At 61.2% G+C, this 26642-nt stretch carries 20 protein-coding genes and 3 pseudogenes; 9 read left to right on the top strand and 14 right to left on the bottom strand.

Features of this window, described 5'->3' with window-relative positions:
* Positions 1–346: pseudogene (locus YU9_RS50045) on the bottom strand (hypothetical protein); the annotation flags it as partial.
* A gap of 357 nt (positions 347–703) precedes the next feature.
* Here YU9_RS50045 and YU9_RS0120305 point away from each other — a divergent pair.
* Positions 704–1177 (top strand): DUF5625 family protein, encoded by a 474-nt coding sequence (locus tag YU9_RS0120305; RefSeq protein ID WP_156952006.1) that lies wholly within the window; start codon positions 704–706, stop codon positions 1175–1177.
* 1200 nt (positions 1178–2377) lie between these two features.
* Entirely contained in the window at positions 2378–3550 is a 1173-nt protein-coding gene (locus YU9_RS0120300; RefSeq protein ID WP_027574457.1) for a YncE family protein, read from the top strand.
* A 352-nt stretch (positions 3551–3902) separates the two neighbouring features.
* On the opposite strand, the gene YU9_RS0120290 is transcribed toward YU9_RS0120300, so the two are convergent.
* Positions 3903–4859: a LysR family transcriptional regulator gene (locus YU9_RS0120290; RefSeq protein ID WP_027574455.1), complete on the bottom strand. Its 957-nt coding sequence runs from the start codon at positions 4857–4859 to the stop codon at positions 3903–3905.
* Positions 4860–4977: 118 nt separating this feature from the next.
* Between YU9_RS0120290 and YU9_RS0120285 the strand changes: the two genes are divergently transcribed.
* Genes YU9_RS0120285 through YU9_RS51100 form a run of 3 tightly spaced genes read left to right on the top strand, consistent with a single transcriptional unit; the run spans position 4978 to position 6831 of the window.
* The gene (locus tag YU9_RS0120285) at positions 4978–5967 is read left to right on the top strand and encodes a tripartite tricarboxylate transporter substrate binding protein (RefSeq protein ID WP_027574454.1); all 990 of its coding nucleotides are present in this window, start codon (positions 4978–4980) and stop codon (positions 5965–5967) included.
* Entirely contained in the window at positions 5967–6578 is a 612-nt protein-coding gene (locus YU9_RS0120280) for a protocatechuate 3,4-dioxygenase (RefSeq protein ID WP_027574453.1), read from the top strand. Before YU9_RS0120285 ends, YU9_RS0120280 begins: the two co-directional genes overlap by 1 nt.
* A gap of 7 nt (positions 6579–6585) precedes the next feature.
* The gene (locus tag YU9_RS51100; protein WP_156952005.1) at positions 6586–6831 is read left to right on the top strand and encodes a YdeI/OmpD-associated family protein; all 246 of its coding nucleotides are present in this window, start codon (positions 6586–6588) and stop codon (positions 6829–6831) included.
* 215 nt (positions 6832–7046) lie between these two features.
* Here the strand turns inward: YU9_RS51100 and YU9_RS0120275 are convergent, their stop codons facing one another.
* Positions 7047–8042 carry an ABC transporter substrate-binding protein gene (locus tag YU9_RS0120275; protein WP_027574452.1) on the bottom strand — a complete coding sequence of 332 codons (996 nt, stop codon included), beginning with the start codon at positions 8040–8042 and terminating at the stop codon, positions 7047–7049.
* A gap of 347 nt (positions 8043–8389) precedes the next feature.
* Between YU9_RS0120275 and YU9_RS50040 the strand changes: the two genes are divergently transcribed.
* Positions 8390–8818, top strand: coding sequence for a hypothetical protein (locus tag YU9_RS50040; RefSeq protein ID WP_084299015.1), 429 nt, complete (start codon positions 8390–8392; stop codon positions 8816–8818).
* Between the two features lie 1251 nt (positions 8819–10069).
* On the opposite strand, the gene YU9_RS42010 is transcribed toward YU9_RS50040, so the two are convergent.
* From YU9_RS42010 to YU9_RS49115, 5 genes and pseudogenes are all read right to left on the bottom strand, one after another.
* Positions 10070–10954, bottom strand: coding sequence for an ABC transporter substrate-binding protein (locus YU9_RS42010; protein WP_084299014.1), 885 nt, complete (start codon positions 10952–10954; stop codon positions 10070–10072).
* 162 nt (positions 10955–11116) lie between these two features.
* Positions 11117–11284 carry a hypothetical protein gene (locus YU9_RS47925; protein ID WP_156952004.1) on the bottom strand — a complete coding sequence of 56 codons (168 nt, stop codon included), beginning with the start codon at positions 11282–11284 and terminating at the stop codon, positions 11117–11119.
* Between the two features lie 3 nt (positions 11285–11287).
* The gene (locus YU9_RS42005; protein WP_036017628.1) at positions 11288–11785 is read right to left on the bottom strand and encodes a hypothetical protein; all 498 of its coding nucleotides are present in this window, start codon (positions 11783–11785) and stop codon (positions 11288–11290) included.
* Between the two features lie 2 nt (positions 11786–11787).
* Positions 11788–13602 carry a DNA ligase D gene (gene ligD / locus YU9_RS0120250; protein ID WP_027574451.1) on the bottom strand — a complete coding sequence of 605 codons (1815 nt, stop codon included), beginning with the start codon at positions 13600–13602 and terminating at the stop codon, positions 11788–11790.
* A 340-nt stretch (positions 13603–13942) separates the two neighbouring features.
* Positions 13943–14490: pseudogene (locus YU9_RS49115) on the bottom strand (protein-L-isoaspartate(D-aspartate) O-methyltransferase).
* Between the two features lie 453 nt (positions 14491–14943).
* Here YU9_RS49115 and YU9_RS41990 point away from each other — a divergent pair.
* A pseudogene (locus YU9_RS41990) lies at positions 14944–15305 on the top strand (PRC-barrel domain-containing protein).
* Between the two features lie 3 nt (positions 15306–15308).
* Positions 15309–15578: a hypothetical protein gene (locus YU9_RS41985; RefSeq protein ID WP_245266450.1), complete on the top strand. Its 270-nt coding sequence runs from the start codon at positions 15309–15311 to the stop codon at positions 15576–15578.
* Between the two features lie 86 nt (positions 15579–15664).
* On the opposite strand, the gene YU9_RS41980 is transcribed toward YU9_RS41985, so the two are convergent.
* Entirely contained in the window at positions 15665–15967 is a 303-nt protein-coding gene (locus YU9_RS41980) for a hypothetical protein (RefSeq protein WP_245266449.1), read from the bottom strand.
* A gap of 170 nt (positions 15968–16137) precedes the next feature.
* Positions 16138–16452 carry a hypothetical protein gene (locus YU9_RS0120220; protein ID WP_156952002.1) on the bottom strand — a complete coding sequence of 105 codons (315 nt, stop codon included), beginning with the start codon at positions 16450–16452 and terminating at the stop codon, positions 16138–16140.
* Between the two features lie 200 nt (positions 16453–16652).
* On the opposite strand from YU9_RS0120220, the gene YU9_RS0120215 reads away from it, so the two are divergent.
* Positions 16653–16865, top strand: a complete 213-nt coding sequence (locus YU9_RS0120215; protein WP_027574449.1) for a hypothetical protein — start codon at positions 16653–16655, stop codon at positions 16863–16865.
* A 370-nt stretch (positions 16866–17235) separates the two neighbouring features.
* Here YU9_RS0120215 and YU9_RS0120210 read toward each other — a convergent pair whose 3' ends face one another.
* The 4 genes from YU9_RS0120210 to YU9_RS41970 form a co-directional block, all read right to left on the bottom strand.
* Positions 17236–18594 (bottom strand): energy-coupling factor transporter transmembrane component T, encoded by a 1359-nt coding sequence (locus YU9_RS0120210; protein ID WP_027574448.1) that lies wholly within the window; start codon positions 18592–18594, stop codon positions 17236–17238.
* A gap of 118 nt (positions 18595–18712) precedes the next feature.
* Positions 18713–21835: an efflux RND transporter permease subunit gene (locus YU9_RS41975; RefSeq protein ID WP_036017610.1), complete on the bottom strand. Its 3123-nt coding sequence runs from the start codon at positions 21833–21835 to the stop codon at positions 18713–18715.
* Between the two features lie 23 nt (positions 21836–21858).
* Positions 21859–24957 carry an efflux RND transporter permease subunit gene (locus YU9_RS0120200; RefSeq protein WP_027574447.1) on the bottom strand — a complete coding sequence of 1033 codons (3099 nt, stop codon included), beginning with the start codon at positions 24955–24957 and terminating at the stop codon, positions 21859–21861.
* Complete coding sequence (locus YU9_RS41970; RefSeq protein ID WP_198028273.1) at positions 24954–26237, bottom strand: efflux RND transporter periplasmic adaptor subunit; 1284 nt, start codon at positions 26235–26237, stop codon at positions 24954–24956. Before YU9_RS41970 ends, YU9_RS0120200 begins: the two co-directional genes overlap by 4 nt.
* Between the last annotated feature and the right edge of the window lie 405 nt (positions 26238–26642).

Genomic DNA, 26642 nt, shown 5'->3' with positions numbered 1-26642 from the left:
CGTCAGCGACCGGATTGGTCGGCGTGAACGCCTCCAGGTGTTGCATGCCGTCGATATAGCGAAACACTGCCGTAGAGAAACCGCCAATCAGCCTGTTGGCGCTGATCGCAATCGCCTCGAATACCGGCTGCACATCGTCAGGCGAACTTGCGATGACCTTCAATATTTGGGCNGTCGCCGCCTGCTGCTCGCGGGCCTCCTTCAGGTCTTTGCTCGGACCGGCGACCGAACGACGCTTCGCTCGGCTGGCCGCTGGCGCAATGCGGCGCTTGCTCTTGGTGGTCTTGCGGCCCTTGCGGGTCTTCGCCTGNCTCGTCTTGCCGCCCGTTCTTGATGGCCGCGCCATATCCGCCCCCAAAGGGTCANGAAGGGTATCTTATCGGTCCAAACCATCATTCAGGAAGGGCCGGGATAGCCTGAATCGCATGTCACCGGGCCGGGCTGATGTCCGAGAAGGGTCAGAAGCAGCGGTCAGGGCTAGCCCGGCGAGCTTCCGGTCTGCCGCCGATAGCAGACCATCGCAGTGGGGTCATCCTTGTTCGCCTAGGGGCCAGCAGCGGAAGTTACGGCGGATCATCGTTTACCCAGTTAGGCACTCTTGTAGCACAACCAAGAGATGTTGAGGCGGTCGTGGCATCGAACACTTGTTGCCATCCTACTCTTCCTTCTCGCCGTCGGTGTCTTCCGAATTGCGGGAGGCTGGGTGTACGGCGAGTCTCCGTATGTCCAATACTTAAAATGGGCGCACCACGACATCCCGCGATTTACCGTTCCGGTCCTGCTGGTCGAGGGAACACCCTTCACCCTTCACGCCCGCATCATTGGAAAGAGGCGATATGAGCTGAACCTTATGGTTTTCACGGGACCAAAGGAGGAGGCTGCTCTTACAACTCTCCTCGGCGGTCCCGTCGCACAGCCGATCAACGCCGGAGCGCCGCCCGGGAAGCTGCGCACGACGGTTCGAGTAACCGTCCACGATCAAGAGCAACGCTTGGTGTATAATCAGACCCGTAGTTCGGACGGGATCGACGCATGGACAGCCTTCTCTCGTGCTCGTGAACTTGGTTTGCTGCCTTTGGATGAAGGCCTTTACACCGTCATCATCACACCCTTGAGCGACGTGTCAGCATTGGCTCCGTTCCGGACGGAGATCGAGCTCACTTACTCTGGGAAGTAGTCATACTGACACGCGAGCGCTGCAGGCCAGCATTGGGTCATTCGCGTCGATCTGGCCGCGTTCTCCGCACGTCCTCAACTGCTGCCATGCCGAACTGGACAGTGATCCTTCGCCTGAGGGCCACAAGCGGACCCAAAGTGCCGTGTTCGAAGCCATCATCGACGGGACCACCGGCGCCATCAATGCTTAGAGATGGATCGTCATCTTCAAGATCGAATCTGGAGCGCTACTGTGCTGCCCGGCCTCGTTCGGCGTACGTCTTTTTACTGTCCGCACTCGGTGGAACGACATCTGGCCCCGGCGATACCTTCACCCACCCCAGCCGGGGCCCGCTCTCGATTCCGGAATAGATGCAGACCGCGCCATGGAGCGGCCCACAGCAGGCATGATCAAGCCTCTGAGACACGCTCAGCTCTGACGGGTCAAGCACCGCAGAAGCTGCGAGGCTCGGAGCCGCCGCTAGCGTTTCCCCCAGGAGATCACGCCGGTCTCGACGCCGGCCCTGCTTGTGCGCGGGCTTCCGGAGCCAGGGGCCCAGGCGGATTTAGCCGCAAACGCGACGGCGGACGAGCACGCGCTCACCACTACGCCAGATTCTCTGGATGATCGTGCGGCACCGCCCCAGTCCCGATCCGGACCCCGGGCCTACGTAGTCCCGCCCGTACCCCGACCCGGACCCCGGGCCCGTATATTCCCGTCCATACCCGGACCCGGACCCGGGGCCACTATATGGTTGAGAGTAGGCTGAACCCATTGAGCTCATCAGGCCCAGACCTATGGCCGCTACTGCACAAAATGCTTTGATGTCGAGTGTCTCCTCGCGGGGCGCTCAAAAACTTTCCGAGCGTCGGCATTGCTGTGCAGTAACAAGCAGGGGCAGCAGCACGGCGTTCCAGCCATCTGGGTCTGGGCACCGCAAAAAGATGGCAATAGACTTGCTGGGATCGTGCGGGCCGGATTGACGCGGTCAACGGCTTAGTCCGGATTGGGTCATTCGCGTCGGTTTGGCCCTGCGGCTATGATTTCCGCTCAGCCCTTGCGAGCGGACGTCTTCAGTACTGGTGGGAAGGTCTCAATCGGCCCAACAACGGACTTAGGTGTACGTCCGCCAAGGGGGCTGCGACGCTGGCGATCGCGTGGTTCCGAGCGTAACCTGTCAAGACCGGAGTGCAGAAAGCCGGATATTCTGGGAGGACGACGATGTTAGCCAGACGTGTCATCGCATTATCAATCGCAACCGCGACCATTCTGGGTGCGAGCCTTCTCGGCTCTGCGCTTGCAAAGCCGTTCATGATCGTCGGCCTCGACGAGAAACTCCTATGGGACGATGACGGCAAGCCGATCCTGGCTGCACCAGGCAAAGACCAGGTTCTCATCGTCGACGTCGCAGACCCTGAGAGCCCGAAGATCGTCGCTTCCCTGCCGCTGAAGAACTCGGTGGTCGGCCCACCAGTCAATGTTGCGATCGACCCGAGCGGCACCGTGGCGCTGGTGGCGGACTCAGTCGACGTACTCAAGGAGGGCGACGCGCTAAAACAGGTGCCGGACAACAAAGTCTATGTGATAGACCTCACCGCCAATCCGCCAAAGCTTGCGGCCACGCTAATCGCTGGCAAACAGCCCTCTGGATTGAGTTTCAGTCCGGACGGCAAGATGGCGCTGGTCGCCAACCGCGGCGACAATTCAATCAGCGTACTTTCGGTCAACGGCAGCGATGTCAAGATTACTGACACCGTAGCGATGTCCGACAGCGTTGCGCATGTAACATTTACGTCCGACGGCAAACGCGCGTTGGTCGTCCGGTTTCCCGCTCACAAGATCTCTGTACTGGATGTCGCTGGCGACAAGGTGACCTACAGCAAGATCGACCTGCCTACCGGCCAGTGGCCATACAACGTCGCAGTGGCACCTGGGGGCAAGATCGCGCTTACCTCGGACAATGGCGGCGCAGGCTCCTCGGATGGCAGCGTCGATACAACAAGCGTGATCGATCTCGAAGCCAATCCGCCTCGCATCATCGATCGCGTAGTAGTGGGTGACGGGCCCGAGGGACTTGCGATCAGCCCGAAAGGCGATCTCGCCGTTTCGGTTATCCTGCGCGGCTCAAATATGAAGAAAGCGTTCTTCCATGAAAAGAACGGCAGCGTCTCGGTGCTCAAGATCGACGGCAAGAAGGTCACCAAAATGAGCGATATCGAGGTCGGAGGATTGCCGGAAGCCGCGATGTTCACGCCTGACGGCAAATATATCCTCATCGGCAACTACCTAAGCCAGGACTTCTCAATTCTTAAGGTCGATGGGACCAGCGTGACCGATACCGGCAAGCGTTTCCAGGTGCCGGGCCACCCGGCGTCGGCGCGGATGGGTCCGTAGCGCGCCGTAGAGAACTTGGACGCACAAAGACACGAAGGCCTGGCTCCTCTCAGGCCTTCCATTATTGCTGCTCAAAAGCATCCTGCCGCCGCGCGGGCCGGAGCTTGAGATTGGCGTTGGCACTCACCTCGACCGAGCAGGATTGGTCGATATTTGCCCGGGCCGACGCAAATTCCAGTCTACTCTCAGTACCGGACGCGCGGCGCATCAGGTTAGTTGGTTCAGGGTCATTTTCGACCGATTCGACCGGGGTGATCTGCTGGTTGATGTCCGCTTTGCCCCTAAGGCGACGCGGTGCTGCGCAACAGCGAAATGACGCGATGGGCCAAAAGCGGAAGTGCATCGCTTGAATTTACCGGTCAGGTGTTCGCTTGCCAGCGAGCGGCTTGGCTATCTCCAGCGCGCAGTCGATGAATAGCCGCCGCGCTGGACTCGGAGTTCGGCCCTTCAGCGTGATGATTCCGATCGGCCACATCTGCGCAGGCATTTCGACCGGCAAGATTTTCATCGACAGCCGCTTGGCGCTGTAATGCAGCATCGATGCGGGAAGGAAGCTCAGGAAGCGCTCCGATGCCAGCAATGCCGACTGCATCAGGATCGAGTACACGGTCACGCTGGGCCGCGGCACCTCGAGTGCGGACGCGTGAAATGCGTTGGCAATCCAGCCGCCCGGAAAACTTTCGCGCGGTGGCAGGCACCAGCGCTCGTTGACGAGCTCGGCGAGGCGGATCTTGCGCCGCCGCACCCACGGATTGTTCAAGCCTGCAACGACCACGCCGCTTTCGTGCAACAGCTCCTGCACATCGGTGTCGGCAGCAGGCGTCGGGCTCGGGAGCCGCCCGATCATCAGATCGATATCGTGGTTGCGCAGATAGCGGTCCTGAAGCTCCGGCGGTTCGCCCTCGATGATATGGAGCGCGAGCCTCGGATATTGCCGGGATAGCCGATCGATGATGGCTGGCAGCAGGCCAGCCATCACAGGTTCCGTACTGCCGATGCGCAATTCGCCGATGGTCGGATCGGCCAGCGCTTGCAGTTCGTCCACGCCGCTTCGCAAATCGTTGCTCAGGGCGATGCTACGTTTGAGCAACGCCTCACCGTAGAGTGTGGGCGTCACCCCCAGACGGCTTCGCTCGAGGAGCGGAAGGCCGAGCGTTTGCTCAAGGCTCGCGATCATCTTGGAAATGACGGGCTGCGAAATCGAGAGATGCTCGGCCGCCTTGGCCATGCTCCCGTGCTCGACGACGGCGACGAAGACACTCAGTTGCCGCAGCTTGATACGCTGGCTGATCCGGGATGCATCGAGCATGCGACCCTTTCTGAAATGGAATACAAGGATCGGAAAACAGAACTTTCCTTATATAGGGATCGGGAACAAGCTGCAAATCGAGAGTGATTTCTCACTGGCGAGATTTGGAGCAAGCACCATGTCGGAAACACCGCACTTCCGCCTGCCCCGTCGCACGTTTCTGCTGGGGGCGCTCGCAGCATCGTTGTTGCCCCGTCAGGTCGCCGCGCAACCGTATCCTTCTAACCTCATTCGAATTGTCGTCCCGACGAGCGCCGGCACGCCGCCCGACATCATCAGCCGGATGGTGGCCGATGGGCTTGCGGCCAACGAAGGTTGGCGGCTCGTGGTGGAAGATCGGCCGGGCGCTCTGCAGACTATCGCAATGAACGACGTCAGCGGCCATCCGGCGGACGGCTATACGCTGCTCACCATGAGCCTGCCGATGATGGTGACTCCGACGCTGCTTCCGAAGGCAGAGACACGGCCCGACGTGGATTTCGATCCCGTCGTCAAGATTTCGACATCCTACACCGTGCTCGTCACCACGCCATCGTTGCCCGTCAATTCCCTGCCCGAGCTGGTCGCGCTGCTTAAGAGCAAGCCCGGGAAGCTTAACTTCGCATCCGCTGGCTTCGGCACACCTTCGCACCTGATCGGCGAGATGTTCGCATTGCAGGCCGGCGTGCACGCCACCCACGTACCTTATCAGCAGTTTTCGCAGGCCATCTCCGATCTGATCGGCGGCAACGTCGAATACATGTTCGTCACCACGCTTCCGGTTATCGACCTCATCGAAACGGGCAAGCTGCGCGCTCTTGCCGTCACCGCGCCTACGCGGATCGCCGCTCTCAAGAGCGTTCCCTCGGTAGCCGAGGCAGGCTTTCCAGATCTCGTCACGGCCGATTGGATCGGCTTTGCCGCGAAACGGGGCACGCCTGCGGAGATCACCTCGCAGCTCAACAAAGCGATCAACAAGGTTCTTGCTGAGCCTAAAATCCGTGCTTCGCTCGACAAGATAGGAGCCGTACCCGTCGGCGGCACCGCCGCAGAATTTGGCGACGGAATCCGGTCCGATGTCGCCCACTGGGCCAAGATCGTCAAGGACGCGGATATCAAGCTGCCCTGATGAGCGATGCCAGATGCAAAGGCCCGACGGGCCGCCGCGATACAGCAGCATTTGCGATCACGCCGCCGCAGATCGTCGGCCCGTTTTATCCAATCCGGGAGCGTCCCGATCTGGCAAGCGATCTGGCGCGCCCATTGGGCAGCGCCGCCGAGGCGCAGGGCCAGCTCATCTATGTCAGGGGGCGCGTGCTCACTTCTTCTGGAGAGCCGGTGTCACATGCCCTTATCGATGTCTGGCAAGCAAACGCTGCGGGGAAGTATCGTCATCCGAGCGATATGAACCCGGCGCCACTCGATCCCAATTTCAAAGGTTTCGCGCGCCTCACCGCAGACGCGTCGGGCGGCTACAGTTTTCGTACGATAAAACCGGGCCGCTATCCGACGCCAGAAGGCGAAATCAGGCCGCCGCACATTCACCTTACCGTGGAGGGCCGCTTTGATCGCCTGGTAACCCAGCTCTATTTCGCTGGCGAAGCCGAAAACCTGATCGACCGCTGGCTCAACGCGGCCCCGCACCCCGACCGGCTGATTGTCAAATTGCAAGAGCCTCCACCGCATCTCGAGAAACACGCGATGATCGCGCATTTTGACATAGTCTTGGCTAGCGGATGATGAGAGTGTGAGTGGCCTCCAAGTCGGCTATGGGTCATCCGCGTCGGTTTTACCGGATCACGGCGACTTCCGGTCTACTCCGGTGAACGGACCTTCTCAGGATAGGCGGGCACGTCTCAAAGGGCACAGGAGCGGAAAATGGCATACAGCGAAGAAGCCCGAGACGCGCGCCAGACGGATCGCGCAAATTGTTGCGAAACTGGATCGTGGCGATAAGGTTTCACTGACCCATGCAGCCTCTCGGAGTCAATAAGCCCAGCGGGCAGATGATCGGCTGCACTGTGCCGCTTTGAAGCAAAACCGGCCTTCGCTCCACCATTTCGATCCGGCATCACCCTGTTCCGCACTGGGTCAAAAGCGCCGCTGGCGTTCACGGCGGGCGGCTTCCGGTCGGCCCCGATCTCCTGACATATCACTGCACGGCGTCGAGTGCCGCAATGGGCCACAACTGGACGTTGGTTCCTACTGCTACTCGATCACCTCGTCGGCGCGAGCGACCAGAGAGGGCGGAATCTTGATGCCAAGCGTCCTTGCAGTTTTGAGGTTGATGAAAAGCTCAAACTTGGTGGGTTGTTCGACCGGCAAGTCAGCAGGCTTCGCGCCTTTAAATATCTTATCCACGTAGGCAACGCAGCGCCTGTTCAAATCGATAATGTCCGCTCCATAGGACATAAAGCCACCGAGTTGTACAAACTCTTTGCCCATAGCCATTATAGGCAGCCGATGCTCTGCCGCGAGGTCGACAATGAGTTTTCGTTGATTGAAAATCATCGGGCTTGGAAATATGAGAAGGGCATCGGCACGTTCTCCAGCAACCGTGGAAAATGCGCGCTCCAAGTCGTCGGGAGCGTGCACAGCAACAAGTCGAAGGTGCATTCCCAGGGAGAGTGCCGCCTCCTCTGCTTCGTTCATCATGTCATTCATCGTGCGCTCGCCATAGGCGCGGGGATGCCAGAGCGCGGCCACCTGCGAAGCAGTGGGTAGCGCTTCCTTGAGCAGAGCTAGACGCTTGGGGACAAGCTGCGGGCCGAGGAAAGTTAAGCCGGTGATGTTCCCTCCCGGTCGAGCGAGACTAGCAACAAGCCCGTCTCCGACAGGATCGCCCATAACCGGCACGACAATGGGAATAGTGGTTGTCGCTCGCGGTACGGCGCGCGCGGCGAGCGAATTAGATGCGACGATGAGATCGACGTTTAGACGGATCAGTTCACTCGCCAGAGCCGGAAACCGCTCAACGTTTAAGTCCGCCGCTCGGACCTCTACGAGCACGTTCTGACCACCAATATAGCCGTATTCGCGTAGTCCCCGATCGAAGGCTTTCAAGGATGCGCGCGCCTCGGGAGATTCAACCGCACCCGTCACCAGGAAGCCAATTCGAGGTACGTTTTTGGGCTGCTCCGCCCAAACCGCGAGCGGCCATGCTGTTGCTCCACCAATAACACCAAGAACTTCTCGCCGCTTCATGGGCTCCCTCATTTGTCGGGAACCAGCATCGTATCGGCTAAAACGGGTACATTGACAGGGCTGAAATCAGCTTCGCTGTTAATGGGTCAATCGCGTCGGTTCGGCTGCTCGTCAGCCATTTCCGGTTTACTCCTAACAGCCGGCATTTGGGCGAACGCTGGTCTTCGTCGGTATAGGCCAAAAGCAACGGGTAGAAATCAAGGAGGTCCTGAACTCCAATCGGGACCCGGTGCCGCCGTCCTCCGCTGCGCGTGCCCAGATAATGCCATGAACCTGAACAAGCCTGTCGCAGCTTCGCGCATCACGCATGCGATCTAAATCGGTTGCTCGAACCCAAGGGGTGGGACATGAGGTGCGTCACGGGATTTCTTGTGGCAATTCTGCTAATCCTGAATGCGTCAGAGGCAACTTCTGCAGTACGCATCACGAATGATCGAGGCGGTCTGATCGCGACTTACATCGTTAAATATCAACGCCTAGCCTCATCGGGCGAATCCGTGATCATCGATGGTCTCTGTGCCTCGGCGTGCACTATGGTTCTCAGCGCGCTCCCTCACGATAAGATCTGCGTAACTTCGCGCGCGACGCTCGGCTTCCATGCGGCCTGGAATTACGGCGCCCGTGGTCGCGCCTTCACTGATCCCGAATCAACCTTGATGCTGTACTCGACCTATCCCACGTCGGTGCGCCGCTGGATCGCTCGCAGGGGTGGACTGACTCCTCACACTATCTTTCTGAGCGGAAAGCGTCTGCAAGAGATGTATCGATCGTGCTGATCACGACAGCGGCAGCTATGACCTTCAATCATCGACTGCGATGCCGGCAAAGGTCGGGCTAATGACCGCATAATGCGAAACCAGAGAGCTAAGCCTGCGGAGAAGGGTGCTGTGCTCAGGGGCATAACCGGCACAGCATGTCCGCTAGGGTCAGCCGCCTCATTCTGCCCCTTGGCAACCATTTCCGGTCTACCCTCATGATCAGACCGTTTTCGGAGCTGGTCATGACTTCGCGTACGGGCAGACAAGCGGACCCAAAGTGCCGTGTTCGAAGCCATCATCGACGGGACCACCGGCGCCATCAATGCTTAGAGATGGATCGTCATCTTCAAGATCGAATCTGGAGCGCTACTGTGCTGCCCGGCCTCGTTCGGCGTACGTCTTTTAATGTCCGCACTCGGTGGAGCGACATCTGGCCCCGGCGATACCCTCACCCCACCCCAGCCGGGGTCCGCTCTCGATTCCGGAATAGATGCAGACCGCGCCATGGAGCGGCCCACAGCAGGCATGATCAAGCCTCTGAGACACGCTCAGCTCTGCAACACGGGTCAAGCACCGCAGAAGCTGCGAGGCTCGGAGCCNCCGCTAGCGTTTCCCCCAGGAGATCACGCCGGTCTCGACGCCGNCCCTGCTTGTGCGCGGGCTTCCGGAGCCAGGGGTCCAGGCGGATTCAGCCGCAAACGCGACGGCGGACGACCACGCGCTCACCACTACGCCAGATTCTCTGGATGATCGTGCGGCACCGCCCCAGTCCCGACCCGGACCCCGGGCCTACGTAGTCCCGCCCGTACCCCGACCCGGACCCCGGGCCCGTATATTCCCGTCCATACCCGGACCCGGACCCGGGGCCACTATATGGTTGAGAGTAGGCTGAACCCATTGAGCTCATCAGGCCCAGACCTATGGCCGCTACTGCACAAAATGCTTTNATGTCGAGTGTCTCCTCGCGGGGCGCTCAAAAACNTTCCGAGCGTCGGCATTGCTGTGCAGTNACAAGCAGGGGCAGCAGCACGGCGTTCCAGCCATCTGGGTCTGGGCACCGCAAAAAGATGGCAATAGACTTGCTGGGATCGTGCGGGCCGGATTGACGCGGTCAACGCTTAGTCCGGATTGGGTCCACGAGCGGCGCCCCTCCGCAACCGACCCCACAGCTCGACTTCCGCTGTGCCCCGTTAGCTGCCGACATCGTGCGGCGGAGCAATATGTCGCGAAGGGCCAATTCCCGATTAATGCACGCAGCAAGCAGGTCCTCTATTCGATCACCTTGTCGGCCCCGGCGAGCAGCGTCGGCGGGACTTCGAGGCCGAGCGCGTTCGCTGTCCCAAGATTGATCGTCAACTCGAACTTGGTCGGCTGTTGCACCGGCAAATCGCTTGGCTTTGCGCCTTTAAAGATCTTATCGATAAAGGTTGCGAGCTGGAAATAGAGGTCAAGATAGTTTACCGCGTAAGCGATCAAGCCCCCGGCTTCGACGAACTCGCGGGCTGGGAAGACGGCGGGCACACGGTTGCGGGCTACCCATTCAACGATCATTTGTTGATGCATTTGGGTGAGACCGTCTGCCCCAACGACGAGGCCGTCGATATGCCGCCGCACCACCAGTTCGAATGCGTCGCTCAGGTCACCCTCGCTCCGCACGTCAAGAAGCTCAGCCTCGAGACCCAGCAAGCGTGCCGCTATCTTTGTCTCTTCCCATTCGGCTGGGACAGCTGGATTGCCCATGTTGTGAAGCAACGCAACTCGCGTGAGGCTCGGAACCAGTTCTTTGAGAACCTGAACCCGTTTCGCTGTCAGTTCGGTGCTGAAAGTAATCACTCCCGTGATGTTGCCGGTCGGCCGCGCGAAGCTCGCTACGAGCGCACCGGGGCCGCCCATTGTCATCATGACTACTGGAATCGTTCTGGTCGCGTTCTGAACCGCCGTGGTGGCAGGAGTGCCTCTCGCCAGGATCAGGTCGAGTTTGAGGCCAACCAATTCGGATGCGAGATCCGGAAACCGCTCGGCCCGACCGTCGGCCGACCGATACTCGATGATCAAGTTGCTTCCTTCGAAGTAACCGAAATCGCGCAGACCTCGCCTCGCTGCGCACGCGCTGCGAGCGGCCAAGCCGCCGCGCCGCCGAGCAGCATGATGCATGAGCGCCGGTTCACTCCCGGTCCCTCCGTGCTTCCGACTGGAAGCATAACACACCTCGGCTACAGCAGGAGACTGCTGCGCTACGGGATTTCGATGCTGCCTATGTCGCAGATGGGTCAATCGCGTCGGTTTGGTTGCGCCTCCGCGAGGTCCGGTCTTGCCTCAACCGCTGCCGAGCCGGGCATCATCGCTATCTTCGGCTTTGGGGCGTGAGCTGTCGTCAAGTCGCCATCCATCGAGGCTGAGCAGAATGGACTTGGCGAGTCCGTTGTTACGGTCGCGCGCAAAGGCGGCCGCGAACCAGACCGAACTGTCCACGAACCTGCTCACGTCTCACTCCTCGACCGGATATTCCCAAGACTGGCCGCTCGGAGCGTTCTGCTCAAGCCAGTTCTCGGCGGCCTCTTCCGAGGCGAACAGCTTGACCCAGCCCGGATCGCCGATTTCTCTGGAGCCTTCATCGGCGAGGAAGATCCAGACGGACGCTTGCCGCGGCCCGCCTTCGATCTCGTACTCCCACGCAACGCCCTCCGGATCGTGCTCGTCGAACCATCTGTCGGCGGCTTCGGCGGACGCGAATATCTTCACCCATTCAGGATCGCCGATAGTCCGCTGTGTTCCGCGATCGAAGTCGTCGAGATAGATCCAGGCGGTCCGCCCCGTTCGCCGCAACTCGGCTCGATGCTCGACGGCGCCATTGACCTTTTGCCGGTCGGTACGATCCTCTTGATCCAGAGACATCACGCTGGCGTGGACATCGGACGCAAGCCCAGGTCTTTGGCCCGGCGGGTTGTTGGCCCACTCGATCCAGCGGTCGAATGCATCCGCCATGGTCACCTCCTCTTCACCCGGAATGGGTTCTCGATCGTGAATGCGTCCGGCCTGATCCCTCGTTCGATGCGCGCCCAGGTCACCGGCGCGGCGATCGGGAAGCGTTCACGCGCCCGCGGCGAATAGGTGCCGATGGCGGTCGTGCCGCGTCCGTTACGCAAGTAGTCCAGTAAGATCCGCCCCCTCCGCCGCGCTTGCGCCGAGAGGATGTACCGATCGGGGTCGCGTGCGGCGAACTCTGAGCAGAGGCTGCGGGCGATACGATGCGCCTGGTCGTGCAGCATCGGCGCGTCGAGCGGCGCCATCAGATGGACGCCCTTGCCGCCGGTCAGTTTGGGCCAGGCGTCGAAGCCTTCCCGCTTCATGAGCGCGCGGAGCTCGAGCGCGGTGTCGGCCACCGCCTCCCATTCCACGCCCTCGCCCGGATCGAGGTCGATGACTATGCGGTCGGCGTTTTCGAAGTCCTCAGTCGTCGAATTCCACGGGTGCAGCTCGACCGCCCCAATTTCGACGAGGCCCAGCAGGCCCTCGAGACTGTCGACCCAGAGGCGCGTGCCCTGGCCGCCTTCGCGCTTCTGGATGCGGAGCTGGTGCACGGATTCGGGAATGTCCTTGGGAAGCGGGCCCTTGTGGTAGAACGTGGTGCCGTGCACATGCCGCACCAGCTTGAGAGGCCGTCGGCCGAGATGCGGCAGCGCCTTCCTCCAGACCCGCTTCCAATAGTCCGCCAGCTCTTCCTTGGAAGGCACCGTCGCATCGGGAAGAAGCTGGAGGATGTTCTCCTTGGGAACGCCGAGCTTCCGCTGTCCTCTGGAGCCGGGCACCAGCCGTGGTCCTTTGACCTTCCGCACAGCAAGGTCTTCGCGGAGCCCTTTGAACACGGCTTCACGCAGCAGGCCGTCATCCGTCAATGCGCCATACTCCACCTCGGCCAGTACGCTCGGCTCGACCCAGGTCGCCTTCGGCTTGTTCACGCGAACATCGAGCGGTGAGGTTCGCCGGATCAGTCGATCCAGCTTCTCGCGCACTTCGCGTGCGGTCGTCTCCGTGTAGCCGGTGCGGACCTTGCCTGCGTAGACCAGCCCACCGTTCTCGCGACGGCCCACGTAAAGCGAGGCGATCTTGCGCGGATACGCTCCCAGTTTTTCGACGAAGGCGACGATCGGAAACGTCTCGCTCTTCTTGCATTTGACCTTGATCCAGCTCTCCTGCCGACCCGAGCGGTACGGCCGGCCGAGCCGCTTGGCGACGAGTCCCTCCAGGCCAAGCTTGCAGCCCTTCTCGAAGATCACGTTGCCATCGGCCTCGAGCGCTTCGACGTAGATGAAAGTCTCCGGTGCGCCTTTCAGAAGGTGCTGCAGCAATCGCTTGCGGTCCTCATACGCCGCGTCGCGCAGATCGTACCCGTCGAGATACAGGAGATCGAAGGCGTGGTAACGCACGCGCGCGCTGCGCTTGGGACCGAGCTCGCGCCTGAGCTGCTGAAAATCCGGCAGGCCGCCGCTGCCGTAGACCACTGCTTCGCCGTCAATGATTAAGCTGTTAGCTTTGAGCCGGCGCGCGCTTGCGGCAATCGACGAGAACTGCTCGGTCCAGTCCAGGCCCGTGCGGGAATAGACTTTGGCGTCGCCGTTTTCGAGATGCAGTTGCGCGCGGTAGCCGTCGGCCTTGATTTCGTAGACCCAGCCCTCGCCCCGGGGCGGTCTTTCGCGCAGCGTGGCATCGCAGGGCTCGATGTAATCTGGGATCGCTGCTTTGCGGGCGCCGGCGACGCCCGATACTCCCGAACGAGACTGACGCAACGCCACGGCACACATGCGGACTCAACGCGTCGCGGGCGATTCGTTCCGTGAAGCAGCGCCAGAGACATTCGCGGTCGCTCGGAACGAAGGCGCAGCGCGTCCGTTGGTCGGAATCGTTTGCGAGGTCGGCCAAATGTGGACGGTTCAGAAGCAGCCGCGGCGGGCACGCGGTCACGTCGAAATATCGGCGGGAACGTTTCTGATCGCAGTTGCCCTCGGTCTCGTGCTCGTGTGCCTCACCTCCCGCAGCGCGGCAACCGAATGACGGCGCGACCGGTTATGCGGAGCTTGGGCGACTGCGAGCCCTCGCCTGACGTGCCGCATGCGAATTTGGGCGACTCGGCTCGTTAGTCGCTCACCCGGAAACGAGAGGAACGAAACGCACCTCCTCGATCTCCTCCTCTACGAAGCGGCCGTCCGGCGCGCGTGTCAGCTTCGTCAGCCGCTGCACGCCGTCCGGGTTGCCGAGCGGAATGATCAGTCGTCCGGAGGGAGCTAGTTGCATGGTGAGGGCCGCGGGTATCTCAGCGCTGGTGGCCGACACCAGGATCACGTCGAACTCGCCCCCGTCCGGCCAACCCGCGGTGCCGTCCCCGTGGCGCAGATCCACGTTCCGACAACCGAGATGCCGAAGGCGCGATCGGGCACGCTGCACCAATGTTTATGGCGCTCCACCGCGCAAACCTCCCGGCCGAGATTGGCGGCCAGGGCCGCCAGATAACCTGAACCTGCGCCGATCTCCAGCACTCGGTCGGACTTCGCGATCGCAGCAGCCTCGAGCATTTTGGCGACGATGTAGGGCTGAGAGAGGGTTTGTCCCTTCGGGATCGGCACGGCACCGTCTTCGTAAGCGGCGGCCGCGAACCGCCGCTCAAGGAAGATTTCGCGGGGGATCTGCCGCATAGAGAGCAGGACCCGCTTGTTGCGAATGCCGCGGCTGGCAATCTGGACGTCGACCATCGCGTCGCGAAGGAAGCGGGACCTCTTGGACCGTCTACTCTCCTTGGCCGCGCGCATGACCTCTTGGCTCCAGGCGTGATGATCACCGTGACAGATACGGAAAACGCGGGCACCGACGGTTTGCTCCTTGGACCTCGACACTGCGACGGGCCGGCCCTGTCGGCGAGGCGGCTGATCTCCGGAACGGCCTCCGATCCAGCGCCAAACTAGGATCTGCAAGAGCGAGGCTGGATCTTTCCGTAATCCGCTCCGCGCAGGACTTCGAGGCCGGGCGCCTTTCTAGGGCGGGCGTCGCGGCAGCCTCATCCGGTCCGGTGGCCGCGGCAAGGGGCTTTTAGCCAGGAACGGTGAGATCATCGTGCGGTTGACTCAAGAGGCAACACCCCGGAGATCAACATGGCCATGGAAGAGCGCGAGACGTTCAGTGTCATCGAAGCGACAAGGTCGAGGGCACGAACGTGTACGGGGTCGACGGCGAAAAGGTCGGCTACATCGAACGGCTCATGATCGACAAGGTCAGCGGCAAGGTGTCGTATGCGGTGCTCAGCTTCGGCGGCCTGCTCGGCATCGGCGACGATCACTACCCGCTGCCCTGGCAGGCGCTGAAATACGACACCAACCTCGGCGGCTACGTCACCGGCATCACCCAGGACCAGCTCCGCAGCGCCCCCAAATACGCCGACGAGAGCAGTTGGAATTGGAGCGACCCCGTGACCACGCGGTCCGTGAACGCCTTCTACGGTGTGCCGGTGGCTTGAGGCTTGAAGGTGGGTAATGCCGTTCGTGTTCTGGTCGTGGAGGATGAGGCGCTGATCTGCAGCTTCATTGAGGACGCCTTGCTCGACGGCGGTTTCGAGGCCTGCTCGGTCCATTCGGGCGAGGCGGCCCTGTCCACCTTTCGCGAGGGCCGCGAGGGATGTCGGGCGCTGCTCACGGACATCAACCTGGGTGATGGCATCAGCGGGTGGGAGCAAGTGGCGCGTCATTTTCGAAGGAGGACAGAGGCCTGCTGCGGGACTGGATGGCGGTAGCGGCGGCCCGCGCCAGGGCCGCACGCGCGGACGGGGCGTCACCCCACGCTGAGCCCACTACCGCGGGCTCGCACAACGATCTCGGGTCAAGCCGGCGAGGGCCCATCGAGTAGCTGCGAGATGGCGGCGGCCAATTGCGCCGGCGCAAAGGGCTTCTGGATCAGGACGCAGCCATCGACGCCCTGCGATTCCCAGTCCGGCGCGCTGGCGCTCGTCATGTAAAGCACGGGAAAATCAGGCGTGATTTCCCTGATCTGCCGCGCCAGCTGAGATCTTCCAGCGTCTCGCCGGGGATGGCATCGCTCGAAATCCTCGCGGATCAGCGACTCGAGGTAGGTTCGATTCTCGGTGCTGCCTGAATCCAAATGCTGGCGCGAACCGGTCCTCATGGGTTGTTCCCTCGGCGCACGCAGTCGCAGGCGGCCCAGATGCGGCACAACGGCAAGAGCGATCGGTAGTTCACGAACAAATTGGTTCGGATCAACCTGACAGCATCAAGGCCGCCGATAGGCCCGAGTGCCGCTCGACGGCGCGATGCTTTGTGGCTGCGCGGATACGCTCACTTACCCTTAGCTTTACCCTTATCGTTTTCATGCTTCTGGCCGCCCTTGCGCTCACCCTTGTGGGCGCCCTTGTGGCCGCCAGCGCCAGGCCCGGTTGCAGACTTGTCACCCTTGGCAAGGATCACGTTTGGTCCCCAGAAGTCTTGGTCGCCACTTCCGGCGATGCCGCCGGGAGCGATTTGACCTGGCTGGATGGCAACGCCAGCAGCTCCCAATTCAGCATCTCCGACTACCGCCCGTCCGGCTGGCAACGCCATCACTGTCGTTGGCGCACAAAAAATGACTGTCAGAACCAAAATCGTTCTTCGCATGGCACCCTCCATCTGGGAAACTGATGGGAAACTCCGAATTCACTCCTAAGTTCCCGACATTCAAGGGAGGCACATGATCGGCGCGCAGGAGATCGCGCCTGTCTCGACGCCGGCCCCTTGTCCGCGGGCTTCCGGAGCCAGGGGTTGCTCGGTCTAGGCGAGACCGTCTCGACTACTTGATCCAATTGAGGATACCAGCAATGGGTCAAGGGCAGAAGTCGTCCCTGCCCTGCTCCACGTATTTCCACGACGGAGCAATCAACACTCTGCCAGAAGCCATGCGTATCATGGCCAAGGTGCAGCTGGGAAAGGATCTTGCTCAGCAAGATGTTGCGGACATCGTAGCCTTCCTGGAAAGCCTCACCGGCCAGTTACCGGATAATTTTCGCGACGTGCCTGTACGGCCCCCCTAGCGCCTTCGAAGCGCGGAATCACGCGACCGGACAGAGGCGCTGAGCACTGAGGCACGAAGGCTCGGCCATATCCGCCAGGTCACCCAACGCGAGAGTCAGCCATGATGCGAGCCATTGATCATGCTGACTTTGATCAGCTGTGTAAACGCAGCTTGTCTAGATCAGCGTGGCAAAGGTCGAGCGATGCAGTTCGCGGCGAGGGTCCGCGCGCTTGTGAGGGTGAGATCGAGAAATTCTGCCGTGGCGAAGAGCGAGCCGGCCGCTGTCTCCGCGACAAGGACCCAAACGAAGTGTCAGAAGGATGCAAGGCGCATTGGCGAGGCAGGGTCGCACTAGCGCGATACCACAAGGGCGGGTTGAAAACCGCTCCCTAGGTCTTCGGTCCATCCATCTCGCCACGCCCGGCCTGGTGCCTGCGTCCGAAGCGACGCCCGTGGCGAGGCGATGTTCCCTTCCCGGCCGAAGCAGCGTCCCGCTCGCCGGGCTGGTGCTGCTCGCCGGCCGGTCGTTGACCCAATTCGTTGCCGTCCGGCGGCACGGCGCCTTCGCTGGAAGCCTCCGAGCTCGACTCGGCTGCTACACGCAGGACGATCACCGACACGAAACCGCTGAGCACGCCGGCGATCAGATTCGGCACCAGCTTGACGGCAGGAAAGAGGTAGATCTCTGCCCGCGCGCCGAGCAGCAGCACGACGACAAATTCGGTCGCGGTGCGAGCGATGGCCGCGAAGAACCCAAGCACGCAATAGCCGAGCGCCCATGGTGGCCATCGCCGCACCAGCGGCTCGCCGATGTCAATGACCAGCCCCGGTGCGACGTGCTTGAATATTTCCAGAACACCGAAGCGGCCGTCGCCCTGGAGGAAACCGATGACGCCCATGATCGAGCCCGCTGCAGTGGCGCCCCACCGGGACTGCGTCAGTCGCGCGGCAAGCACATACAACGGAAACAATAGAAGGGTCTTGTGCCCGGACGCGAACGGCAGACCCGGCAGGATCTTGAACATTTTGAGTGACGCCATGCACAGGGCAATTCCGGCAATCACCGCGACATCATGAGCGAATTGCCCCCCAACCCGCGGATCGACATCGGAAGCGGCCTGGCTTTCCGCAAGCGCAATATTCTGTCGGATGATGTCGGCAAACGCGCCAATGTCGCCTCGCAAAATTTGCCGCAAAAAAGCAAAGACTCCGGACTTCGACGTGCGGCCGCGTATGCGGCCTCGCCCGCGCTCCGTTCCGTGCGTGCCTTCGACGAGAGCAAAAGTCCGGTCAAGCGCATGCACGAACAGCGGCGGCAATCGGAATGCATGCAGGCCATTGACCAAGTCCCTGCCGCTGCCGGTCAAGCGCACGACAGCCGATGCCAGCAGGACAGTCACGATCTGCAAACACATCAGCGCCCCCTTCTCAAGCCCACTCACGTTGATCGTTAGTGGCCAGCCGACCCCTGGAACAGCCCACTCCGTCATCACGTCGTTTGCAGAAGGGTTCTCGGGCGGCAGCAGGGCATACATGCCAATCAGAAAGACGAACAGCCACTTGAGCCGCAAAGCCATGCGTGTGACATCGCGCAGACCGACTCGGCAGGCCAGGAGAATGATGGCCTGAATGCCTGCAAGGCAGGGAATGACAAACCAGCGCGCCGGCTCGGTCAGCGAAAGCGCCGGCACAGCGAATGCAACTACTGTCATCGCGAGGAGGTACGAGACCTTCAACACAGCGGTCATTGTAGGAGTCTCGTGCCGCATCTCAGTCACGCTGGACCACTCCTCTGCCAATCCGGCAATGAACGATACGCTGGATCGTGCTTGATCGGGACTGTTCTTACGTGCGTCTCGTTACGCATTACTTGGCCGGGATATCTACCGCCGCGCTCGCGTCGGTTCGAGCGCGCGGGGCGCGGTGTTCAAATCTACGCCTTTCGACATTGGGGCGCAGGCGATCGAGCGCCAGATACACGACGGGCGTCGTGAACAACGTCAGCACCTGGCTCACCAATAGCCCACCAATAATCGAGATGCCGAGCGGCTGCCGAAGCCCGGAACCGACACCCAGCCCGACGGCCAGTGGCACCGCCCCAAGAATCGCCGCGATGGTCGTCATCAGGATGGGACGAAATCTGAGCCTACACGCCTCTAAAATCGCCTGCTCCGGCGAACGGGCATAGTCACGCTCGGCGACGAGCGCATAATCGATCAACATGATCGCGTTCTTCTTGACGATGCCAATGAGCAGAATGATTCCGATCACGCCAATCAGATCGAGCGGGCGCCCGACCGCCCAGAGCGCCAGGATGGCGCCGACCCCGGCTGACGGGAGGGTCGACAGGATCGTCACGGGATGGATCATACTTTCGTAGAGAATGCCGAGGATCACGTACACGGCGAAAAGCGCCATGGCGATCAGCATGGGCAGCGTGGCAAGTGATTCCGTAAAAGCTCGTGCATTGCCTTGAAAACTGCCCTGGATATGGCCTGGCGGGCCCATTTCTCGCATCACGCGCTCGACGATCTCTGTACCTCGCTGGATTGGCAGACCGGCTCGCATCGAGAACGTAAGGGTCACGGCCGGAGCTTGCCCTTGATGGGCGACAGCACTCATTTGGACGCCGTGCTCGACTCGCACAACGTTCCCCAGTGGGACCTGCCTGCCACCTGGCCCGGCGACGTACACCTTCGCCAATGAGGACGGGTCCTCCTGCAGCTCCGGTGTGGCCTCAAGGACGACGTGATACGTGTAATGGGGAGCATAGATTGAGGAGACAAGACGCTGGCCGAAGGCGTCATAGAGAGTCTGGTCGATATCATTTGGCGCCACCTGGAGCCGCGCGGCCGCGTCGCGGTCGATGACGAGCATCGTCTGCAAGGCGCCTACCTCGAGATCGGTAGTTACGTCGCGAAGATCAGGAAAGTCTTTCAGACGCTCCACAAGGCGTCCTGCCCATGTCTCCAATTCACCCAGATCTGGTCCCGTGATAGTGTACTGATATTGTGCCTTGGAGATCCGGCCGCCGACGCGCAATTCCTGGACGGGCACCATATAGAGTGCAACGCCCTGCACCTCGCGTGTCGCTCGGCGCAGACGCGCGATGACTTGGTCCGTGTCGAGGCCGCGCTCGGCAAGGGGCCTTAAGGCGATAAAGATGCGGGCCTGGTTCGAAGTGGAGCCTGATTGACCGGTGTAGCTTCCCACCCTCGCAACCGCCGGATCATTGAGGAGGACGCTCATAAGATTCTGTACCCTCCGCGTCATTGCTTGGAACGAAACTGTCATCGGCGCTTCCGCGATAGCAACAATGGCGCCCGTGTCCTGTTGGGGGAAAAATCCCTTTGGCACCTGGATCCAGAGGCCAGCGGTGGCGAGGACAGTTGCTCCCAACACGGCGAGAGTGGCCTTGCGATGTTGCAGGACGACTACCAGGACGGCTTCGTATGCCGCCAGCAGCCTCTCGAAAATGAGCTCAAATGGGGGTTTCCCCGCTCCCCTGCGCGCGCGACCGAGATAGGCTCCCATGACCGGAATCAACGTCAGGGACACCATCGCGGAGACCGCGATGGCCAGCGCCAGCGTGACGGCAAACTCGCGAAATAGCCGCCCGATCATGCCACCCATAAACAGAAGTGGGATCAAAGCGGCGATCAGCGACACGCTGATCGAAAGCACCGTGAAGCCGATCTGGCGAGCAGCTTGGCGCGCTGCCTGGAGCGGCGACTCACGGCTTCTCATCCGCCGGCTGATCGCTTCGATGACCACGATGGCATCATCGACGATGAAACCCGTCGCAACCGTCAGCGCCATCAGGGACAGGTTGTCGATGCTGTAACCGAGCAGGTACATCGCGCTGAAGGTACCTGCAATCGACAGGGGGATGGTAATTGCTGCGGCCGAGGTGGCCCAGAACCGTCGCAAGAACAGGAATACTGTAGCCACGATAAGTCCGAGGCTGATCAGGAGGCAGAGTTCTATCTCATGCACGCTGGCACGGATCGTCTCCGTTCGATCGCTCATCACCGACAGATCAACGGCCGCCGGGAGCCAAGCCTGCAGCGTAGGAAGAAGCGCGCGGATGCGATCCACTGTCTCGATCACGTTGGCGTTGACCTCCTTGAAAACGAAGACCAGTACGGCCGGTTGATTGTTAAACCACCCCGAGGTTCGGACGTTCTCGACGCTGTCGACGACCGATGCGACCGCATCGAGTCGGATCGGCGTTCCATGGCGGGTGGCGACGATCACTGATTTATATTCACCGGCCCAGCGCATCTGGTCGTTGACGCGAATGACATAAGAGCTGTCCGTTGTGTCAATGCCCCCCTTCGGTCCCGTTGCGTTGACGGCATTCAAGACGGCCCGTACATCCTCAAGACCGAGTCCCATCGAGGCAAGTGCAGCTGGGTTGACCTGCACGCGCACCGCAGGCTTCTCGGAGCCATTGACCGTGACTTGACCGACGCCCTCCACCTGAGAAAGCTGCTGCGCCAGAATCGTTTCCGCCGCCTCGTAAACCGCGCCCGAAGGAAGCGACTTGGATGTCAGTGCCAAGATCAGGACCGGCGCCGCCGATGGATTATTCTTGCGCCAGGTTGGCGGGCGCGACATACCCGGCGGAAGATCGGGGGCTGCCGCGTTGATAGCGGCTTGCACGTCGCGAGCCGCTGCGTTGATCGGGCGGCTAAGCTCGAACTGGACGACGACGGTGGTGGTGCCGAGAAGACTCGTGCTGGTGAGCTCGGCAATACCGGCGATTTGTCCGATCCGCCGCTCCAGCGGTGCGGCGACGGCGGTGGCCATCGTTTGCGGTTCGGCGCCCGGAAGCTCTGCCGTTACCATGATGGTCGGGTAGTCTACCTGCGGCAGTGATGCCACGGGCAGAAATCGAGACGCCAGTGCACCGCAAAGCAATAGCGCCAGCATCAGCAGGCTGACGCCGACAGGTCGCCGCAGGCACGTTTCCAGAAAGCCCACCATGAACTCCGATCGTTTTGGCTACCTCATTCCGCAGCCCCCAGACTCATTCGCAAGCGATGACGGAGCCGCGCCCGGACTTGGTCGAGCACAACGTAGATTACCGGGGTTGTGTAGAGCGTCAGGAATTGGCTGAGCAGCAGCCCACCGATGATCGCAATGCCAAGTGGACGGCGCAGCTCTGATCCCGGACCGGTCCCCAGCGCGAGAGGAATGGATCCTAGAAGGGCCGCCATCGTCGTCATCATAATTGGACGGAAGCGCTTGAGCGAAGCCTCGAAGATTGCTTGCTCCGGACGCAGCCCTCGCGTCCGCTCCGCATCCAAAGCGAAGTCGATCATGATGATCGCATTCTTCTTAACGATCCCAATGAGGAGGATGATGGCGATCACCGCGATCAGCGACAGGTCGTTTCCCGTGATCATAAGCGCGATCAAGGCGCCGATTCCCGCCGAAGGTAATGTCGACAGTATCGTAATCGGGTGAATGGTGCTTTCGTAGAGCACGCCGAGCACTATGTAGACGGCGAACACGGCGGCGAGGATGAGCCACACTTCGCTTACGAGTGAGGCCCGAAACTCAGCGGCCTCGCCGGCGAAGGAGCCGATGACGGAATTGGGCATGCCAATCGCCACCTCTGCTTCACGCAAGGTCTGAACTGCCCGTCCGAGTGAAACACCCGGGGCCGGATCGAAGGAGAGCGTGACGGACGAAAAAAGGCCCTGATGTGTGATCGCAAGTGGGGCGTTACCAAGCTTCACCGTGGCGAAGCTTTCGAGTGGAACCTGCGCGCCCTGGCTCGATGGCACGTAAAGCCGTCCCAGGTCAGCTGGATCGAGCTGGAAATCCGGCGCCACCTCCAATACGACGTGATACTGGTTCTGCTGCGTATAGATGGTCGAGACTTGACGCTGTCCAAAAGCATCGTAAAGCGTATCGTCTATTGTCTGCGGAAGCACTCCGAGGCGTCCAGCTTTGTCGCGATCGATAACCACGTCGGCAGCGAGGCCGCCCGTCTGTTGGTCGCTCGCTACGTTCTCCAGAAGCGGCGTCGAGCGCAGTTTTTCGAGCAACCGCCGCGCCCAGTCGGCCAACTCCATGGGATTCGCGTCGACCATGATGTATTGGTACTGAGTTCGACTGGTGCGCGTCCCAATCTGAATTTCGGGTGCGGGCTGGAGGTAGACCGAGAGGCCCTGCACTTCGGCCATAGCGGTACGGAGCCGCCCTGCGACTTCTGCGGCCGTATCGGCCCGCTGGTCGCGTCGCTTGAGCACGATGGTCATGCGCCCGGTGTTCGGTGTCGAATTGACAAGTCCAACGCCCACGAACGAATCAACGCCGCTGACGTCTCGATCGCGGCGGGCGATCTCAGCAGCCTTGGACTGCAGCCGCACCATCTTCTGAAACGAAATTCCGGGCTCCGCATCGCTCGTTGCAACGATAACGCCCGTGTCCTGGACGGGCAGAAAGCCCTTAGGGATCAGCACATACAGCACGACGGTAGCAACCACTGTCGCCAATGCGACCGCGAGAATGGTGGCCTTTTGCAGCATCACCCACGCGAGGCTCCGTTCGTAGAGCGCCAGACTCGTGACAAATGCCCGCTCGGAGGCACGCAGAAACGCATTGCTGCGCTGCTCCTGCTCTCTACGCAAGAGGTGCCCGCACATCATTGGCGTAAGCGTCAGCGATACGATCGCCGACACAACGATGGTGACCGACAGTGTCAGCGAGAATTCCCGAAACAATCGCCCGACGATTCCTTGCATAAACAAGAGCGGGATGAACACCGCAACAATCGAGACCGTCAGCGAGATGATGGTGAACCCGATCTGACGTGCGCCCTCATAGGCAGCTTCCAGCGGTGCCTCTCCAGCCTCGATATGGCGCACGATATTCTCGATCATAACGATCGCGTCGTCGACCAAGAAACCGGTCGCGACGGTGAGCGCCATGAGGGAGAGGTTGTCGAGATTGAATCCCGCCAAATGCATGACGCCGAACGTACCGACGATCGAAAGCGGGATGGCGACGCTCGGGATGACAGTCGCCCAGAAACGACGGAGAAACAGAAAAATCGCGAGCACGACCAATCCGACGGTGACCATCAGCGTGAACTCGACATCGGAAATGCTGGCCCGGATAGTTTCCGTGCGATCGCTCAGAATCGTCAACCGAACGTCTTGCGGCAGCGCCGCTTGCAGCCGCGGCAGAAGCTCGTGAATCCGGTCAACCGTCTGGATGGTGTTGCTCCCGGGCTGGCGCTGAACGTCGAGTATGACGGCTGGTAGACCGTTGAACCAAGCACCGACTTTCGCGTTCTCGGCCCCGTAGACCGCGGTACCGACGTCGCCTACGCGGACGGGAGCTCCGTTTCGGTACGCTAGAATCACGTTTGTATAGGCCTCAGGTGCGAGAACCTGGTCATTAGCCCCTATCATGAATGCTTGGTGAGGGCCGTCGAAGCTGCCCTTGGGCTGATCGACATTCGTGCGGCCCAGGACCGTACGGACCTGTTCCAGGCTTAGGCCATATGCCGCGAGCTGGACCGGGTTGACCTGGATCCGCACCGCAGGTTTCTGCCCACCCTGGATCATCACCGCCCCGACGCCAGTTACCTCGCTCAGCTTCTGCGCCAGCACCGAATCGGCGACATCCTGGACTTTCGTGATCGGCTGCGTGTCGGACGTAAGGGCCAGAATGAGGATCGGCTGGTCCGCTGGATTCACCTTTTTGTACACTGGCGGGTATGGAAGCCCGGTTGGCAGCGAAGCTGCTGCTGCGTTGATAGCCGCCTGTACGTCCTGCCCAATCGCATCAATGTCCCGGTCAAGGACGAATTGCATGGTGATGACGCTGATTCCAAACGAACTTGTCGACGTCATCAGTGACAGGCCTGCGATCTGTCCCAATTGCTGCTCAAGCGGCGTCGTGACCAGCGATGCAGTTGTGTCCGGGCCTGCGCCGGGAAGCTGTGTCGAGACTTGGACCGTCGGAAAGTCAATCTCCGGCAACGAGGAGACCGGAAGCAGGCGAAATCCAAGCGCTCCGGCAACAAGGATCGCGACACTTATCAGTGAGGTCGCGACGGGACGAGCGATGAAAGGCGCGGACACGCTCACGGCGGCCCCCGATGCCGCCGATGCGGCGCTACTTCTGAAGGAGGCGTTGGGGACACGATCTGTGGGGCAGAGATGCCGCCTCCGGCATCGGCCGTAGCCTCAGTCGGAATCACGCTCGCGCCCGGCCGCAGTTGCTCCTGGCTGGTGACAACGACTTTCTGACCGGGCTCGAGGCCGGATTCGACAAGGGCCACATTGCCATCGATCTGGCCGACCCGGATCGGCCGCATTTCGACCCGGTTCTCGGGATCGACCACGTAGGCAAACGTGCCGCTTGAATTACGCTGGACGGCTGCACTGGGCACGACGGTGCCGTCCTTGACGGTATCGAGCCTTACACGGATGTTGACAAACTGCCCCGGCCAAAGCTTGCGCTCGGTGTTGACGAATGTGGCCTTGAGTCTGATCGTACCGGTCTGAGGATCGATGCGATTATCGAGAACCGCAAGGACGCCATCTTCCCACAATCTCTTCCCGTCTACATCGAGCGCCGCCACCGCAACTTTCCCTTTGGCGAGCGCGCGATTCACCGTCTCGAGATACTGTTGGGGTAGAGAAAAGGCGACAGAGATCGGCTCCAATTGCGTGATGATGACTATTCCACCCGACTCCCGGGCGCGAACGAAATTCCCGGCGTCGATGAGCCGCACGCCCGTGCGCCCGGCGATCGGCGCCCGGATGCTGGTGTATTCAAGTTCCAACGCGGCTGCGTCGATGTTCGCTTGGTCCGTCTGCAGGGCCGCTTCAAGCTGCCGGACCAGCGTCCGCTGGGTGTCCACGGTCTGCTGCGTTGCGAACTGGCCAAGCTTCACGGCACGATCGAGATCGAGCTTCGCGTTGGCCAGTTGAGCTTCGTCCTTTGCCTTTATGCCTTGGACCTGGCTGAGCTTGGCCTCGTAGGGACGCGGGTCGATCTGGGCCAGCAGATCGCCGGCCTTTACCTCCTGACCTTCAGTGAATTCGATTTTCTGGAGTAGACCGTCAACCCTCGCTCTCACGGTGACAGTGTTGAACGCTTCAACTGTGCCAATTCCCTCAACATTAACCGGCACATCCTGACGGACCACTGGGGTCGTGACGACGTCGATCGGCCCACTGAGGCGGTGCCTGCCGCGGCCACCACCACCTCCTCCTCCGCCGCCTCCACCCCCACCACGATAGGCGCTTGCTACATCCAAATCGTCGCGAGCGCGGGTAGCCCCGGCCTGGTCATATGCGTACCACGCGGCCGCGGCGGCCATGATCAAAAGAACGCCCCCGGCACGGATCGCGTTCAACATGGGGATGATCCACTTGCGCATACTGTAGGCCCGCACGGGGGAATTGGCAAAACATCGCGCTAGGAGCTTAAAGAGCCTCTCAAGCGTTACCCTTGGTGGTTTTGGTTCCATTCCCATCGAGGAGGTCACTTATGCGTTGCCTATCCATCCTCGCCTCGGGCGTATTATTCCTCTGGCTTGGCCTCAGCGGTGCCGACGCCGCTCTCGGCCCGGCTCGGATGGCGCAGCCGGAGGCGTCCCTCACCCAAGCGCAGTACTATCCCGGCTGGCGGCACCACCCCGGCTGGCGTTGGCGGTACGCTCACGCTCAGCCGTACGCTTATCCAGGTGGGCGATGGCGCCACTATCCCGGGTGGCGTTGGCGGCACCCCGGTTGGCGTTGGGGCTATTAGCCGTAGCGACACG

Source organism: Bradyrhizobium sp. WSM1743, assembly GCF_000473065.1.
In the GTDB taxonomy this organism is placed as follows: domain Bacteria; phylum Pseudomonadota; class Alphaproteobacteria; order Rhizobiales; family Xanthobacteraceae; genus Bradyrhizobium.
Note: the sequence above shows the minus strand (reverse complement) of the source record. Positions and strands in the feature narration are given on the sequence as shown.

Bases quoted from the DNA above. Each gene is read 5' to 3' on its own strand.
- YU9_RS0120300 (WP_027574457.1), top strand. From the start codon at position 2,378: ATGTTAGCCAGACGTGTCATCGCATTATCAATCGCAACCGCGACCATT.
- YU9_RS0120290 (WP_027574455.1), bottom strand. From the start codon at position 4,859: ATGCTCGATGCATCCCGGATCAGCCAGCGTATCAAGCTGCGGCAACTG.
- YU9_RS0120285 (WP_027574454.1), top strand. From the start codon at position 4,978: ATGTCGGAAACACCGCACTTCCGCCTGCCCCGTCGCACGTTTCTGCTG.
- YU9_RS0120280 (WP_027574453.1), top strand. From the start codon at position 5,967: ATGAGCGATGCCAGATGCAAAGGCCCGACGGGCCGCCGCGATACAGCA.
- YU9_RS0120275 (WP_027574452.1), bottom strand. From the start codon at position 8,042: ATGAAGCGGCGAGAAGTTCTTGGTGTTATTGGTGGAGCAACAGCATGG.
- YU9_RS50040 (WP_084299015.1), top strand. From the start codon at position 8,390: ATGAGGTGCGTCACGGGATTTCTTGTGGCAATTCTGCTAATCCTGAAT.
- YU9_RS42010 (WP_084299014.1), bottom strand. From the start codon at position 10,954: ATGCATCATGCTGCTCGGCGGCGCGGCGGCTTGGCCGCTCGCAGCGCG.
- YU9_RS42005 (WP_036017628.1), bottom strand. From the start codon at position 11,785: ATGGCGGATGCATTCGACCGCTGGATCGAGTGGGCCAACAACCCGCCG.
- ligD (WP_027574451.1), bottom strand. From the start codon at position 13,602: ATGTGTGCCGTGGCGTTGCGTCAGTCTCGTTCGGGAGTATCGGGCGTC.
- YU9_RS41980 (WP_245266449.1), bottom strand. From the start codon at position 15,967: ATGAGGACCGGTTCGCGCCAGCATTTGGATTCAGGCAGCACCGAGAAT.
- YU9_RS0120220 (WP_156952002.1), bottom strand. From the start codon at position 16,452: ATGCGAAGAACGATTTTGGTTCTGACAGTCATTTTTTGTGCGCCAACG.
- YU9_RS0120215 (WP_027574449.1), top strand. From the start codon at position 16,653: ATGGGTCAAGGGCAGAAGTCGTCCCTGCCCTGCTCCACGTATTTCCAC.
- YU9_RS0120210 (WP_027574448.1), bottom strand. From the start codon at position 18,594: ATGACCGCTGTGTTGAAGGTCTCGTACCTCCTCGCGATGACAGTAGTT.
- YU9_RS41975 (WP_036017610.1), bottom strand. From the start codon at position 21,835: ATGGTGGGCTTTCTGGAAACGTGCCTGCGGCGACCTGTCGGCGTCAGC.
- YU9_RS41970 (WP_198028273.1), bottom strand. From the start codon at position 26,237: ATGTTGAACGCGATCCGTGCCGGGGGCGTTCTTTTGATCATGGCCGCC.